The 13,786-nt window shown below is 46.0% G+C and carries 13 protein-coding genes; 4 read left to right on the top strand and 9 right to left on the bottom strand.

Features of this window, described 5'->3' with window-relative positions; all coding sequences use genetic code 11:
* Positions 1-31: 31 nt before the first annotated feature.
* From mioC to AC6R16_RS04440, 9 genes are all read right to left on the bottom strand, one after another.
* On the bottom strand, positions 32-466 hold the full coding sequence (gene mioC, locus AC6R16_RS04400; RefSeq protein ID WP_500639001.1) for an FMN-binding protein MioC: 435 nt from the start codon (positions 464-466) through the stop codon (positions 32-34).
* A 52-nt stretch (positions 467-518) separates the two neighbouring features.
* Positions 519-1,880, bottom strand: a complete 1,362-nt coding sequence (gene mnmE / locus AC6R16_RS04405; RefSeq protein WP_500673704.1) for a tRNA uridine-5-carboxymethylaminomethyl(34) synthesis GTPase MnmE — start codon at positions 1,878-1,880, stop codon at positions 519-521.
* Positions 1,881-1,999: 119 nt separating this feature from the next.
* Positions 2,000-3,619, bottom strand: coding sequence for a membrane protein insertase YidC (gene yidC, locus AC6R16_RS04410; RefSeq protein WP_171325423.1), 1,620 nt, complete (start codon positions 3,617-3,619; stop codon positions 2,000-2,002).
* Between the two features lie 2 nt (positions 3,620-3,621).
* On the bottom strand, positions 3,622-3,879 hold the full coding sequence (yidD, locus tag AC6R16_RS04415) for a membrane protein insertion efficiency factor YidD (RefSeq protein ID WP_004743588.1): 258 nt from the start codon (positions 3,877-3,879) through the stop codon (positions 3,622-3,624).
* Positions 3,846-4,169: a ribonuclease P protein component gene (gene rnpA / locus AC6R16_RS04420; RefSeq protein WP_230300094.1), complete on the bottom strand. Its 324-nt coding sequence runs from the start codon at positions 4,167-4,169 to the stop codon at positions 3,846-3,848. Before rnpA ends, yidD begins: the two co-directional genes overlap by 34 nt.
* Positions 4,170-4,215: 46 nt before the next feature.
* Positions 4,216-4,350 (bottom strand): 50S ribosomal protein L34, encoded by a 135-nt coding sequence (gene rpmH / locus AC6R16_RS04425; RefSeq protein WP_004411068.1) that lies wholly within the window; start codon positions 4,348-4,350, stop codon positions 4,216-4,218.
* Positions 4,351-4,579: 229 nt separating this feature from the next.
* Complete coding sequence (locus tag AC6R16_RS04430) at positions 4,580-5,317, bottom strand: amino acid ABC transporter ATP-binding protein (RefSeq protein ID WP_500673705.1); 738 nt, start codon at positions 5,315-5,317, stop codon at positions 4,580-4,582.
* Positions 5,314-5,985: an amino acid ABC transporter permease gene (locus AC6R16_RS04435; protein ID WP_500673706.1), complete on the bottom strand. Its 672-nt coding sequence runs from the start codon at positions 5,983-5,985 to the stop codon at positions 5,314-5,316. The genes AC6R16_RS04430 and AC6R16_RS04435 overlap by 4 nt, the downstream gene beginning before the upstream one ends.
* A gap of 110 nt (positions 5,986-6,095) precedes the next feature.
* Entirely contained in the window at positions 6,096-6,842 is a 747-nt protein-coding gene (locus AC6R16_RS04440) for an amino acid ABC transporter substrate-binding protein (RefSeq protein WP_069667989.1), read from the bottom strand.
* A gap of 403 nt (positions 6,843-7,245) precedes the next feature.
* Between AC6R16_RS04440 and dnaA the strand changes: the two genes are divergently transcribed.
* The 4 genes from dnaA to gyrB all read left to right on the top strand — a co-directional run bounded on the left by dnaA (position 7,246) and on the right by gyrB (position 13,339).
* Positions 7,246-8,652 carry a chromosomal replication initiator protein DnaA gene (gene dnaA, locus AC6R16_RS04445; protein ID WP_004743594.1) on the top strand — a complete coding sequence of 469 codons (1,407 nt, stop codon included), beginning with the start codon at positions 7,246-7,248 and terminating at the stop codon, positions 8,650-8,652.
* A 71-nt stretch (positions 8,653-8,723) separates the two neighbouring features.
* A complete protein-coding gene (gene dnaN / locus AC6R16_RS04450) occupies positions 8,724-9,824 on the top strand; it encodes a DNA polymerase III subunit beta (RefSeq protein ID WP_500673707.1) in 1,101 nt (366 codons plus the stop codon).
* A 1-nt stretch (position 9,825) separates the two neighbouring features.
* Positions 9,826-10,908, top strand: a complete 1,083-nt coding sequence (gene recF / locus AC6R16_RS04455; RefSeq protein ID WP_069667991.1) for a DNA replication/repair protein RecF — start codon at positions 9,826-9,828, stop codon at positions 10,906-10,908.
* Between the two features lie 13 nt (positions 10,909-10,921).
* A complete protein-coding gene (gene gyrB, locus AC6R16_RS04460; protein WP_500673708.1) occupies positions 10,922-13,339 on the top strand; it encodes a DNA topoisomerase (ATP-hydrolyzing) subunit B in 2,418 nt (805 codons plus the stop codon).
* Positions 13,340-13,786: the final 447 nt, after the last annotated feature.

Genomic DNA, 13,786 nt, shown 5'->3' on the forward strand with positions numbered 1-13,786 from the left:
GTGGCCAAGAAAATGGCCACTTAGAAGGGAGCTAGAACAGCTCAATATGGTCATTTAACCAGCTTTCTGCTGCATCTTCTGGTACGTCATGGTTGAGGACATCAATCGTAAAACACTCTGTAATTGCAGTGGCACCGATGTCAGCAAGCAGGTCATGGGCATGCTGACCTGCTGCACAGAACGTATCGTAACTTGAATCACCAATGGCGATCGTTGCGTATTTTACGTCGCTCATTTTTGGTGGTGTGTCTTGCAGTGCTTGGATGAATGGCTGAATATTATCTGGATACTCGCCTGCGCCATGAGTTGAAGTAATGACTAACCAAGTACCCTTATTATCAACTTCAGCCAAATTAGGCTGGTTATGGATAGTGGTTTCATAGCCTTTTTCTATCAGTAGGTCACTGAGGTGGTCTCCCACATACTCAGCACCACCCAGTGTGCTACCTGTAATAATGTGGATCATAGGTGTTCCTTTATACACAATGAAAAAACGCGGCCAGAGGCCGCGTTATAGATTATTTCCCGATACAGAAAGAAGAGAAGATGCGCCCTAGAAGGTCATCAGAGCTAAACTCACCCGTGATCTCACTTAAATGCTGCTGAGTGATACGTAGCTCTTCTGCCAAGATTTCTCCTGCCATATAGCCTTCAAGTTGCTGCTGACCTATCTCTAGGTGCTCTGCGGCGCGATCGAGTGCTTCTAAGTGGCGACGTCGGGCCATAAAGCCGCCTTCATTACCACCAGCGAAACCCATGCATTCTTTGAGGTGAGTACGCAGTGCTTCAACGCCATCGCCTGTTTTCGCCGAGAGTCTGATTAAGGTTGGATCGTTGACATGACAGATACCGAGATCTTCACCTGTTTGATCGGCTTTGTTGCGGATCACTGTCATACCGATATTGTCGGGTAAGCGATCAACGAAGTCTGGCCAAATCTCTTTCGGATCGGTGGCGTCTGTCGTCGTGCCATCCACCATAAACAGAACTCGGTCTGCTTGGGCAATTTCATCCCAAGCGCGTTCGATACCGATTTTTTCTACTTCATCAGAGGCGTCACGCAGACCTGCGGTATCGATAATATGCAGTGGCATCCCATCAATATGAATGTGCTCGCGCAGCACGTCACGTGTTGTGCCGGCAATATCCGTCACAATCGCTGATTCCTTACCTGATAGGGCATTAAGCAAGCTTGACTTACCCGCATTAGGACGACCTGCGATGACCACTTTCATCCCTTCACGCATGATAGCGCCTTGTGTCGCTTCTTTGCGTACCGCTGCTAGGTTATCTATGATGGTTTGCAGATCGGCAGCGACCTTACCGTCAGCAAGAAAATCTATTTCTTCTTCTGGGAAATCAATCGCCGCTTCGACATAGATACGTAAGTGGATCAGTGATTCTACAAGCGTATTAATACGGCCTGAAAATGCGCCTTGCAGCGACTGGAGTGCAGATTTGGCCGCTTCTTCAGAACTGGCATCAATTAAGTCAGCAATCGCTTCTGCTTGAGCCAGATCGAGCTTATCGTTTAGGAAAGCACGCTCTGAGAACTCACCAGGTCTTGCGGTACGTATCCCTGGGATCTGAAGGATGCGCTTAATCAGCATATCCATCACAACTGGACCGCCATGCCCTTGGAGCTCAAGGACATCTTCACCAGTAAATGAGTGTGGGTTAGGGAAGTAGAGTGCGATACCTTGGTCGATCTGATGGCCATCTTGCGAGTTAAATGGCAGATACTCAGCGTAACGTGGACGTAACTCTTTGCCTGTCACTTCAACCGCGACTTGCGCTGCTAAGGGACCGGATACGCGAATAATCCCGACGCCACCACGACCGGGCGCTGTTGCTTGAGCAACGATGGTATCTGTTGTCATAAATGTGCCTGTGCTATCTAAATGCCGCGCTGGGCAAAAATTCTGTTAGCTGAATTGTAATCAGCTCAAATAAAAAAGGCGACCTTTTGGCCGCCTTTCGTTGTTAATTCCACTAAAGGTTACTTGCTGTGTAAGCCTTTTTTCTCCAGCGCTTTGTAAATAAGCGTTTGCTGGATAAGGGTTACGATGTTCGATACTAGCCAGTAAAGAACTAGACCTGACGGGAAGAACAGGAAGAAGAAAGTAAACATAACCGGCATAAAGGTCATGATCTTCTGCTGCATTGGATCCGTTACGGTTGTTGGGCTCATCTTCTGGATTAAGAACATAGAAGCACCCATCAGTAGTGGCAAGATGTAGTATGGGTCTTGCGCTGAGAGGTCATGAATCCAACCAAAGAATGGTGAGTGACGTAGCTCTACCGATTCCATTAGTGCCCAGTAAAGAGCGATGAAAATAGGCATCTGTAGAATCAGAGGTAAACAGCCACCAAGTGGGTTTACTTTCTCTTTCTTATACAGTTCCATCATTTCTTGGCTCATGCGTTGACGGTCATCGCCAATACGCTCACGCATCGCTTGCAGCTTAGGCTGAAGCATACGCATTTTCGCCATTGAGGTGTACTGTGCCTTAGTCAGTGGGTACATCGCACCACGGACAATGAAGGTCAAACAGATGATTGCCACACCCCAGTTGCTAACAAAGCCTTGAATGAACGAAAGCAGTGAGTGCAGAGGTTTTGCAATAAACCATAACCAACCGTAGTCAACTACTAGGTCTAGGTTTGGTGCCACTTCAGCCATTTGGTCTTGCAGTTTAGGACCAACCCAAAGTGTTGCTTTGAAGTTTGCGCTATCGCCATCCGCAATGGTTTTGTTTGGCATACGCACACCGATATCACCTAGGTTACCGATCACACGAGTGTAAAGGTTAGTACCTGGTTCATCACGTGGAATCCACGCAGTCGCGAAGTAGTGTTGGATCATCGCTGCCCAACCCTGACCATTAGTTAGTGGTAGAGATAGGTTACGATCTTGCATGTCTTCGAAGCTGTACTTCTTGTAGCGAGTATCTTCAGTAGAGTATGCACCACCGCGGTAAGTTGGCATTGTGATGCTACCACCAGCGTCAAGTAGGTTTTGACGTAGGTGAGCGTACATACCAAATGTCGCGTTGTTGCCAGATTTGTTTACGATGTCATATTCAACGTCAAGTGCGTAGCTTCCACGCTTAACAATGAATGTTTTTGTGTACTCAAGACCATTGGCAGTGAATGTCATTGGAATACGCAGTTCATCTTGACCATCAGCTAGAGTAAAGCTGTCCGCGCTTACAGAGTAAGCAGGGCGGTTTGAGCTGCTAAGGTCGATACCTTGAGGGCCTACAAGACCACTTTGCGCGATAAACTGATGGCCGGCTTCGTTCTTAAGCAGAACAAATGGGTCAGATGAATCTAGCTCGTTTGAGTATTGGTTTAGGTCTGCATGAATAACATCACCACCCACCGTATCAATCGACAGAGTCAATACATCAGTGGTCACAGTAACCGTTTTAGCAGAAGCTTGCTGCATTGGAGCTGGATCTAGCTCGTCGGCAAAAGATGGTGCAGGTAGAGTACTGCTTGATTGAGCCTGCTCAACCGGCTGAGGCGTTGGATTCTTTGCAACTTGCCATTGCTGGAACAATAAGAAAGAAACCAGTGCTAGCGCGATTAACAGGATATTACGTTGAGAATCCATCGTTATTTATCTCTGTCTTGTTTTTGGACTGGTGGAACGGGGTCATACCCCCCTTCATTCAAAGGATGGCATTTTAATAGACGTTTGCTTGATAACCAACACCCTTTTACAAAACCGTGAGCTTTTAACGCTTCAATGGCATAAGTAGAGCAGGTTGGAGTAAAACGACAACGTGGTCCGATAAGCGGACTAATAAAACCTTGATAGAGACGGACGAATCCGATTGCTAACCACGCGAAGGGCGAGACAGGCGCTGCCATAATTTATCAAACAGTTTGAAAATATCTTCATTGCTTAAATCTTGCGCGCTTTTCTTGGCAATAACAACAAAATCTTTGTTAGCAAGCTGATGTTGATTGTTACGAAAGCTTTCACGTGCAAGGCGCTTAAAACGGTTACGACCTACAGCGGTTTTGATCTGTTTCTTGGGAACGGCTAAACCTAGTCGAGGATGAGATAGGCTATTTTTACGAGCAATGATGGTGAAATGAGGTGAGCCAGCTCTGTGAGCTTGCTGAAAGACATTTTGATAATGCTCGGGAGTTAACAAGCGTAACTCCCGATTGAACGCGTACGTTTTCAAAATAATCTAACGATTACTTAGAAAGACGCTTACGGCCTTTTGCACGACGTGCATTGATAGTAGCACGACCGTTCTTAGTAGCCATACGTGCACGGAAACCGTGAGTACGCTTGCGCTTTAGAACTGAAGGTTGAAAAGTGCGTTTCATGATAATTACCTTTACTGATCAGTAGTTTTAGGTCAATGTTAACCCGGCGTGGGCAATAACGTCTTCTTTATATATAAAGAGGACAAACCGACGCCTCTCAACAAAGAGGCGGAATTGTAATCACAGTCACACAAAGTGTCAATCTTTGTGCAAGCGCTAAATTCCGACCGGGCGATTATACGTAGTGTGAGCAAAATCTCAAGGATCGTTCGATCCTATCCGTTGATCTTTACTCAGCACCGACTTGTCGAAGAAATTTTTGCAGGCGAGGATCTTGTGGATTGCCAAAGATATCCTGTGGAGAACCTTGCTCAACAATGTTTCCTTCCGCCATAAAGATCACTCTATCGGCGACCTCTCTGGCAAATTGCATTTCGTGAGTCACCACCAGCATCGTCTGATGTTTGGTCGCTAAGTCCTTCATTAAATTAAGAACTTCTCCAACCCACTCGGGATCAAGCGCTGATGTAGGCTCATCAAATAGCAGTAGCTCAGGTTGCAGCGCCATCGCTCTGCCGATACCCACACGCTGCTGCTGGCCACCCGACAGTGCCGCTGGATAACTATCCCCTTTGTCACCTAAACCAATGTCATCAAGAATCTCTTGAGCACGGCGCAAGGCGTCGGCTTTTTTCCAACCGCGCACTGTGACTAAGCCTTCAGCGATATTTTGTCTTGCTGTCATATGAGCGAACAGAGCGTAGTTTTGAAACACAAAACCGGTTTTACGCCGCAGAGCTAACACTTCCGCTTTGGTGTGTTTTTCGGTATCAACGCTGACATCATCGATTGTGATGACGCCTTTATCTGCATTTTCGAGAAAGTTGACCGTGCGCAGTAAGGTCGATTTACCTGTGCCACTTGAGCCTATGATAACGATGATTTCACCTTGGTTAATCTCTAGGTCGATGCCTTTGAGAACCTCGGTATCGCCAAAGCGTTTATGGATATTGTGTAGTTTAATCATCGTACATACGCCTTATTCAGTTTCGCTTCCGCCCAAATTTGTACTCTAGTCAGAATGACCACCACGCCCCAATAGATTAATGCGACTGCTAAGAATGCTTCAAAGAAGCGGAAACTGGATGATGCTTCCATCTGTGCTTTCGCCATGATCTCCGCCACACCGAGCGTAAACGCTAGTGAGGTAGATTTGATCATATCAATGAAGTAGTTCATCAGTGATGGCAGTGCTACGCGAGTGGCTTGTGGCAGGATGACGCGACGCATTGCCTGAGAGGTCGTCATACCTACAGATAAACTGGCTTCCATTTGGCTGTGGTCAATACCGATTATTGCTGCGCGAATACTCTCGGCCATATATGCCGCGAAGTGAAGAGTCAAACCAATCACAGCTGCGCTGAAAGCATCCAGCCCAACTAACCACGGAAAGATCTGCGGCAGGCCGTAGTAAAGCAGGAATAACTGTACTAACAGTGGCGTACCACGGAAAAAGCTGATGTATAGCTGGCTGAGTTGATCAAGAACTGGGACGCGAAATACACGGATATTGGCCAAAATGACGGATAAAATCAGTGAAAATAGCAAACCCCAAGTTGCCATCTCCATCGTGGTGCCTAGATACTTGAGTAGTATCGGCATCAGATCCAGCATGTAGTTAAAATCAAATCCCATAGCCTATTCCAATGATTAAATAACGACGTAAAAAAGCAAAACCCACTGCAAAGGAAGGGAAGCAGTGGGTTTTAGAGTTCTATCTAATTCAGATAGAAATGTCTAATGGTTTACTCGGTGATGTCTGCGCCGAACCACTTCTCAGAGATGGTCTTCAGTGTACCGTCTGCACGCATAGCTGCGAGTGCTTGGTTCACTTCCGCTTGAAGCTTTTTACCATTCTCGTTGTCAACAAATGGCCAAGCATTCTGGATGGTTTCAAATGGCTGACCGGCAAGTTGTAGCGGAAGACCTGTTTTCTTGATCAGCTCTAGTGCTGACAAGCGATCCATCACGAATGCATCTGCGCGGCCTAGTGCGACATCGTGCTCAATACCTGTGTCGTAAGTCTTGATATTGATCTTGCCATCTTTGTCGTAGTTACGCAGTAGCTGCTCGAAGTTAGAGCCTAAGTTTACTGCGACTGTTTTACCTTCAAGATCTTCAATGCCTTGAATGCTGTCATTGCCTTTACGAACTGTGATTTGCGCGCCGTCAACCACGTATGGGTCAGCAAATAGGTACTTCGCCTTACGTGCATCCGTCATAGTGATCTGGTTAGAGATAGTGTCGATACGACCCGTTTCTAATAGACCAAATAGACCAGAGAAGTTAGCCGTGACGTACTCTACTTTGTAATCGTTGCGTTTACCGATCTCATCCCACAGGTCTACTTCGAAACCTTGTAGCTTATCTTGCTGAACGAAAGTAAACGGGAAGTAGCGACCCGACATTCCGACTTTCACTTCAGTCGCTGCTTGGACAGTAGCAGCAGAAAGCGCGATAGCTGCAACTGCAGCCTTAATCCAGTTTTTCATAGTACAACTCCATATAATTATGGGGATAAATACTACTGTCACTTTACTTAATTAGATAAATAACCAAGTGCAATAACCTAGACAGTAGAGTAATAAGGTGAGGTGATTTGCTGATATTCAACCTGTTAGACGAGACTTGCTGAGAAAAGACGAATTTTGGGTGATGAAAAATTTTCATTCACAGACTTATCACCAGAACAAAGATCTCGCTAAAAATGCCTTAATGTGGATCAAAGTGTGAGTAAAAATGGGGCAGAATGTGAGGATCTAACGAATAATGTCGAAAATATTGTGAATAACTTAGATCTTATTCACTGGATCGTCGATCATTTACTGGCGATCTTGGTTATCAACAGGTAAAATTGCCAATCTTTTCAGATCAATTACTTCGAGTGGGGGCACTGTGTCATCTTCGCTTTGGTTGCAATGTTTGCAACAGCTTCAAGAAGAGCTACCAGCAACGGAATTCAGTATGTGGGTTCGTCCATTACAAGCTGAGCTCAATGACAATACACTCACTCTTTTTGCCCCAAACCGTTTCGTATTGGACTGGGTACGTGATAAGTACCTCAACAGCATTAATCGTCTGCTGCAAGAGTATTGCGGCAATGACATGCCAAGTCTGCGTTTTGAAGTGGGTAGCCGACCTGTTGCAGCGCCAAAGCCAGCGCCTAAGCGTACCCCTGCAGATGTCGCCGCTGAATCTTCAGCACCCGCACAGTTACAGGCAAGAAAGCCAGTCCATAAGACTTGGGATGATGATGCGCAAGCCATTGCGGATATTAACCATCGCTCGAATGTGAACCCAAAACACAAGTTCAACAACTTTGTTGAGGGTAAATCGAACCAACTAGGCTTAGCGGCTGCTCGTCAGGTGTCAGATAACCCTGGCTCTGCATACAATCCGCTATTCTTATACGGTGGTACAGGTTTAGGTAAAACTCACCTGCTGCACGCTGTAGGTAATGCGATTGTGGATAACAAGCCAAATGCTAAAGTTGTCTACATGCACTCTGAGCGCTTTGTGCAAGATATGGTCAAAGCGCTGCAAAACAACGCGATCGAAGAGTTCAAGCGTTACTACCGTAGTGTCGATGCGCTGCTTATCGATGATATTCAATTTTTTGCCAATAAAGAGCGTTCGCAGGAAGAGTTCTTCCATACTTTCAACGCTCTGTTAGAAGGCAACCAACAGATCATCTTGACTTCAGACCGTTACCCAAAAGAGATCAATGGTGTTGAAGATCGCCTTAAATCTCGTTTTGGTTGGGGTCTAACGGTTGCGATCGAGCCACCAGAGCTAGAAACACGCGTCGCGATCTTGATGAAAAAAGCAGAAGATCACCAAATTCACCTTGCCGATGAAGTCGCGTTCTTTATTGCTAAGCGACTGCGTTCCAATGTTCGTGAGTTGGAAGGTGCTTTAAACCGTGTTATCGCTAATGCAAACTTTACCGGCCGCCCAATTACTATCGACTTTGTTCGTGAAGCGCTGCGTGACCTACTTGCCCTGCAAGAAAAGTTGGTGACGATTGATAATATTCAAAAGACAGTCGCAGAATACTACAAGATTAAAGTCGCAGACCTGTTGTCTAAGCGCCGCTCTCGCTCAGTAGCCCGTCCACGTCAGCTAGCGATGGCACTGGCTAAAGAGCTGACTAACCACAGTTTGCCAGAAATTGGTGATGCGTTTGGTGGTCGAGACCATACCACGGTACTGCATGCTTGCCGTAAGATTGAGCAGCTACGTGAAGAGAGCCACGACATTAAAGAAGATTACTCGAACCTGATTCGTACTCTATCTTCTTAATTCGCACTATTTCTTGATTCACAGTATTCTAAGCATCGAGCAACAATAACGAATTCGGATAAGAGCATCCTATGAAATTTTCCATTGAGCGTAGCCACCTGCTTAAACCACTTCAGCAAGTGTCAGGAGCACTGGGCGGTCGTCCAACTTTACCAATTCTTGGTAACTTACTTCTTAAAGTCGAAGACAACGTACTCTCAATGACGGCAACCGATCTTGAGGTCGAGCTGATTAGCCGTGTTAACCTCGAAGGTGAATTCGAAGCGGGGAGTATTACTGTACCTTCACGCAAGTTTTTAGATATTTGCCGTGGTTTGCCTGATGACTCTGTGATTACCTTTGTCTTAGAAGGCGACCGTGTTCAGGTTCGTTCTGGACGCAGCCGTTTCTCGCTATCGACCCTACCTGCCAATGATTTCCCAAATATTGAAGATTGGCAGAGTGAAGTGGAAGTATCACTGACTCAAGCTGAGTTACGTGGCTTAGTTGAAAAGACACAATTCTCAATGGCTAACCAAGATGTTCGTTATTATCTCAACGGCATGCTGTTTGAAATTGACGGCACTACGCTACGCAGTGTTGCGACCGATGGTCACCGTATGGCGGTATCTCAAACTGAACTTGGTGCTGACTTTGCACAGAAGCAAATCATTGTGCCGCGTAAAGGTGTATTAGAGCTAGTTAAGCTACTCGATGCGCCAGAGCAACCTGTTGTGCTGCAAATTGGTAGCTCTAACGTTCGTGCTGAAGTGAACAACTATGTGTTTACCTCTAAGCTGGTGGATGGTCGATTCCCTGATTACCGCCGCGTTATGCCACAGACGACAACTAAAACGCTTGAAGCGGGTTGTGACGAATTACGCCAAGCTTTTTCGCGCGCTGCGATTCTTTCTAACGAGAAATTCCGTGGCGTACGTGTCAATCTAGCTGACACCGAAATGCGCATTACGGCCAATAACCCAGAGCAGGAAGAAGCGGAAGAGATGCTTGATGTCAGCTTTGAGGGGGAGCCGATTGAGATTGGTTTCAACGTTAGCTATGTATTGGATGTGTTGAACACTCTGCGCTGTGAAAAAGTCAGAATTGCGATGTCAGATGCCAATGCCAGTGCGCTGATCGAAAACTCGGAAGACGACAGTGCCATGTACGTGGTGATGCCAATCCGACTCTAGCATGCCGCTCTCTCGTCTTATAATAAAGCAGTTTAGAAACATTGAAGCCTGTGACATTAACTTGTCAGCAGGCTTTAACTTTCTTATTGGACCAAACGGCAGTGGCAAAACCAGTGTCTTAGAAGCGATCTACTTGCTTGGTCATGGTCGCTCATTTAAGAGCTCTTTGACTGGAAGAGTGATTCAAAATGACTGTAATGAGCTGTTTGTTCATGGACGTTTTTTGAACTCGGATCAATTTGAGCTACCAATTGGCATTAATAAGCAGCGTGATGGCTCAACAGAGGTTAAAATAGGCGGTCAGTCTGGGCAAAAGCTTGCTCAGCTGGCGCAGGTTTTACCTTTGCAGTTGATACACCCAGAAGGGTTTGATTTATTGACTGATGGGCCGAAACATCGTCGTTCGTTTATCGACTGGGGTGTGTTTCATACCGAGTCGGCATTTTATGATGCTTGGGGGCGATTCAAACGTCTAAACAAGCAGCGCAATGCTCTATTGAAAACAGCAACTAGCTATCGAGAGCTGAGTTATTGGGATCAAGAGATGGCGCGTTTGGCTGAAAACATCAGTCAATGGCGAGCCGATTACGTTGAACAAATGAAGGTCAAAGCGGAGCAGATCTGCAAAGCGTTTTTACCCGAGTTCGACATCCAATTGAAGTATTATCGTGGTTGGGATAAAGATACGCCTTACCAAGAGATACTAGAGAAAAATTTTGAGCGTGATCAGGCGTTAGGGTACACCTTTAGTGGCCCCAACAAAGCGGATTTGCGCATTAAAGTGAATGGTACGCCTGTCGAAGACGTGCTTTCACGAGGTCAGTTAAAATTGATGGTCTGTGCACTGCGCGTAGCGCAAGGACAACACCTAACAGAAATGACTGGCAAGCAATGTATCTACTTAATTGATGACTTTGCATCTGAATTAGATAGCCAACGTCGTAAGCGTCTTGCTGACTGCTTAAAAGAGACGGGGGCGCAAGTTTTTGTAAGTTCTATTACTGATAGCCAAATTGCGGATATGCGTGATGAAAATGGCAAGATGTTCCATGTGGAACATGGCACAATAGAGCAAAATATATAGCGGAAGATAACTCATGTCTGAAAATTACGATTCATCGAGTATTAAGGTACTAAAGGGTCTGGATGCGGTTCGTAAGCGTCCTGGTATGTACATCGGCGACACGGATGATGGCACCGGTCTGCACCACATGGTTTTTGAGGTGGTGGATAACTCAATTGATGAAGCGTTAGCGGGTCACTGTCAAGACATCGTTGTGACAATTCATGAGGACAATTCAGTATCGGTACGCGATGATGGTCGTGGTATCCCTACCGAAATGCACCCAGAAGAGAACGTATCAGCAGCAGAAGTTATTATGACGGTACTTCACGCTGGTGGTAAGTTCGATGATAACTCATACAAGGTATCGGGTGGTCTGCACGGTGTAGGTGTTTCGGTTGTAAACGCACTCTCTAAGCAAGTAACACTGACTATCCATCGCGGTGGTCAAATTCATACTCAAACTTACCATCACGGTGAACCTCAAGCGCCACTAAGCGTGATTGGTGAAACTGAGCAAACGGGTACAGAAATCCGTTTCTGGCCAAGTGAAGAGACCTTCTCTAACACAGAATTCCACTATGACATTTTAGCTAAACGTCTACGTGAGCTTTCTTTCCTAAACTCTGGCGTATCAATCAAGCTACGTGATGAGCGTGAAGAAGATAAGCAAGATCACTTCATGTATGAAGGTGGTATCCAAGCGTTCGTTGATCACTTGAACACTAACAAGACACCAATCATCGAGAAAGTATTCCACTTTAACGCAGAGCGTGAAGACGGTATCGCAGTAGAAGTCGCGATGCAGTGGAACGATGGCTACCAAGAGAACATCTTCTGTTTTACCAACAACATTCCTCAGCGTGATGGTGGTACTCACCTTGCTGGTTTCCGTGCAGCCCTAACGCGTACATTGAACTCGTTCATGGACAAAGAAGGCTTCTCGAAGAAAGCGAAAACTGCAACTTCAGGTGATGATGCACGTGAAGGTCTAACAGCGGTTATTTCGGTTAAGGTGCCAGATCCTAAGTTCTCAAGCCAAACTAAAGACAAACTGGTTTCTTCTGAAGTGAAGTCAGCAGTTGAGCAAGCTATGGGTGAGAAACTGTCTGAGTTCCTAATTGAGCACCCTGCAGAAGCGAAAACGGTTTGTACTAAGATTATCGACGCAGCTCGTGCTCGTGACGCGGCGCGTAAAGCTCGTGAAATGACTCGTCGTAAAGGTGCTCTAGACCTAGCTGGTCTGCCAGGTAAATTGGCAGACTGTCAGGAAAAAGACCCAGCACTTTCTGAACTCTACATAGTGGAGGGTGACTCGGCAGGCGGCTCCGCAAAACAAGGCCGTAACCGTAAGAACCAAGCGATTCTTCCTCTGAAAGGTAAAATCCTTAACGTTGAGAAAGCGCGTTTTGACAAAATGCTTTCTTCTCAAGAGGTAGCGACACTTATTACAGCGCTTGGTTGTGGTATCGGTCGTGACGAGTACAACCCAGACAAACTGCGTTACCACAACATCATCATCATGACCGATGCCGATGTCGATGGTTCGCACATTCGTACGCTGCTATTGACCTTCTTCTATCGTCAAATGCCAGAGCTGATTGAGCGTGGCTACGTGTACATTGCTCAGCCACCGCTTTACAAAGTGAAGAAAGGTAAGCAAGAGCAGTACATCAAAGATGAAGATGCGATGAACCAATACCAAGTGGCATTGGCGCTAGATAACGCATCTCTTCACGTAAACGCACAAGCACCAGCCCTAGCAGGTGAAGCGCTAGAGAAGCTTGTTCAGCAGTACAACGCGGGCATTAAGCTGGTGGAGCGCATGAGTCGTCGTTATCCACGTGCTCTTGTGCATGAACTGGTTTATACGCCACGTTTAACGGCAGAGCAGTGTCACGACGCCGCGGCAGTTGAAGCATGGACTAAGCAGCTTGTCGAGCAGCTTAATGCCAAAGAAGTGGGCGCAAGCCAGTACAGCTTCGAAGTGGAACAACACGCTGAACTCGATCTTAACCTACCTAAGATTATTGTTCGTACCCATGGTGTGACGCATGAGTTTGCATTAAGTGTTGATCTGTTCAACTCGAAAGAATACGGCAAGCTAGCAGACCTATCTGAAGCGTTAGATGGCCTAATTGAAGAGGGTGCTTACATCAAACGTGGTGAGCGTACTCAACCAATCTCAAGCTTTGTTGATGCTCTTGAGTGGTTAATCAAAGAGTCACGCCGTGGTCTAAGCCTACAGCGCTACAAAGGTCTAGGTGAGATGAACCCAGATCAGCTTTGGGAAACAACCATGGACCCAGAGACTCGTCGCATGATGCAAGTAACGATTGAAGATGCGGTTGGTGCAGATCAGCTGTTTACGACGCTAATGGGTGACCAAGTAGAACCTCGTCGTAACTTTATCGAAGAAAACGCACTTAAGGTTGCCAACTTGGACGTTTAGTATCTTTGATACTTCGCTCTTTCGCTTAATTTCTGTGTCAGAGGTGCTCACATACCTTCGTATGCTCCGCGCCTCTTCCTTGAACTAAAACGAAATAGCTTCGTCTCAAAAAACTAATTTTTAAAAGGACTACCAGAAATGGTGGTCCTTTTTTGTTTTCGATATTTTAATTATTTTTCAAATGCTTGGAATATCATCCTCAAGAGGGAGGAACGACTCAGTTGGGGATTTGCTAAAAGCACATTGAAAATTTTTTAATTCGGATCCCTTGAAACTATTTTGCTTTAGCCACATATCTATTGTTGAAGAGGGAAGCTGTCTTGCTCAAGAGAGAAGAAACAGAACCTCTGGATTCGCTGATAAGATATCGCTCAGGAGAGGATAACCTTAGAGGCACACATTGAACTGATTTATTACTACGTCCCAGCGTTATAAGTACCCGAGGAG

The organism is Vibrio sp. R10-SG3-ISO10, from assembly GCF_059834185.1.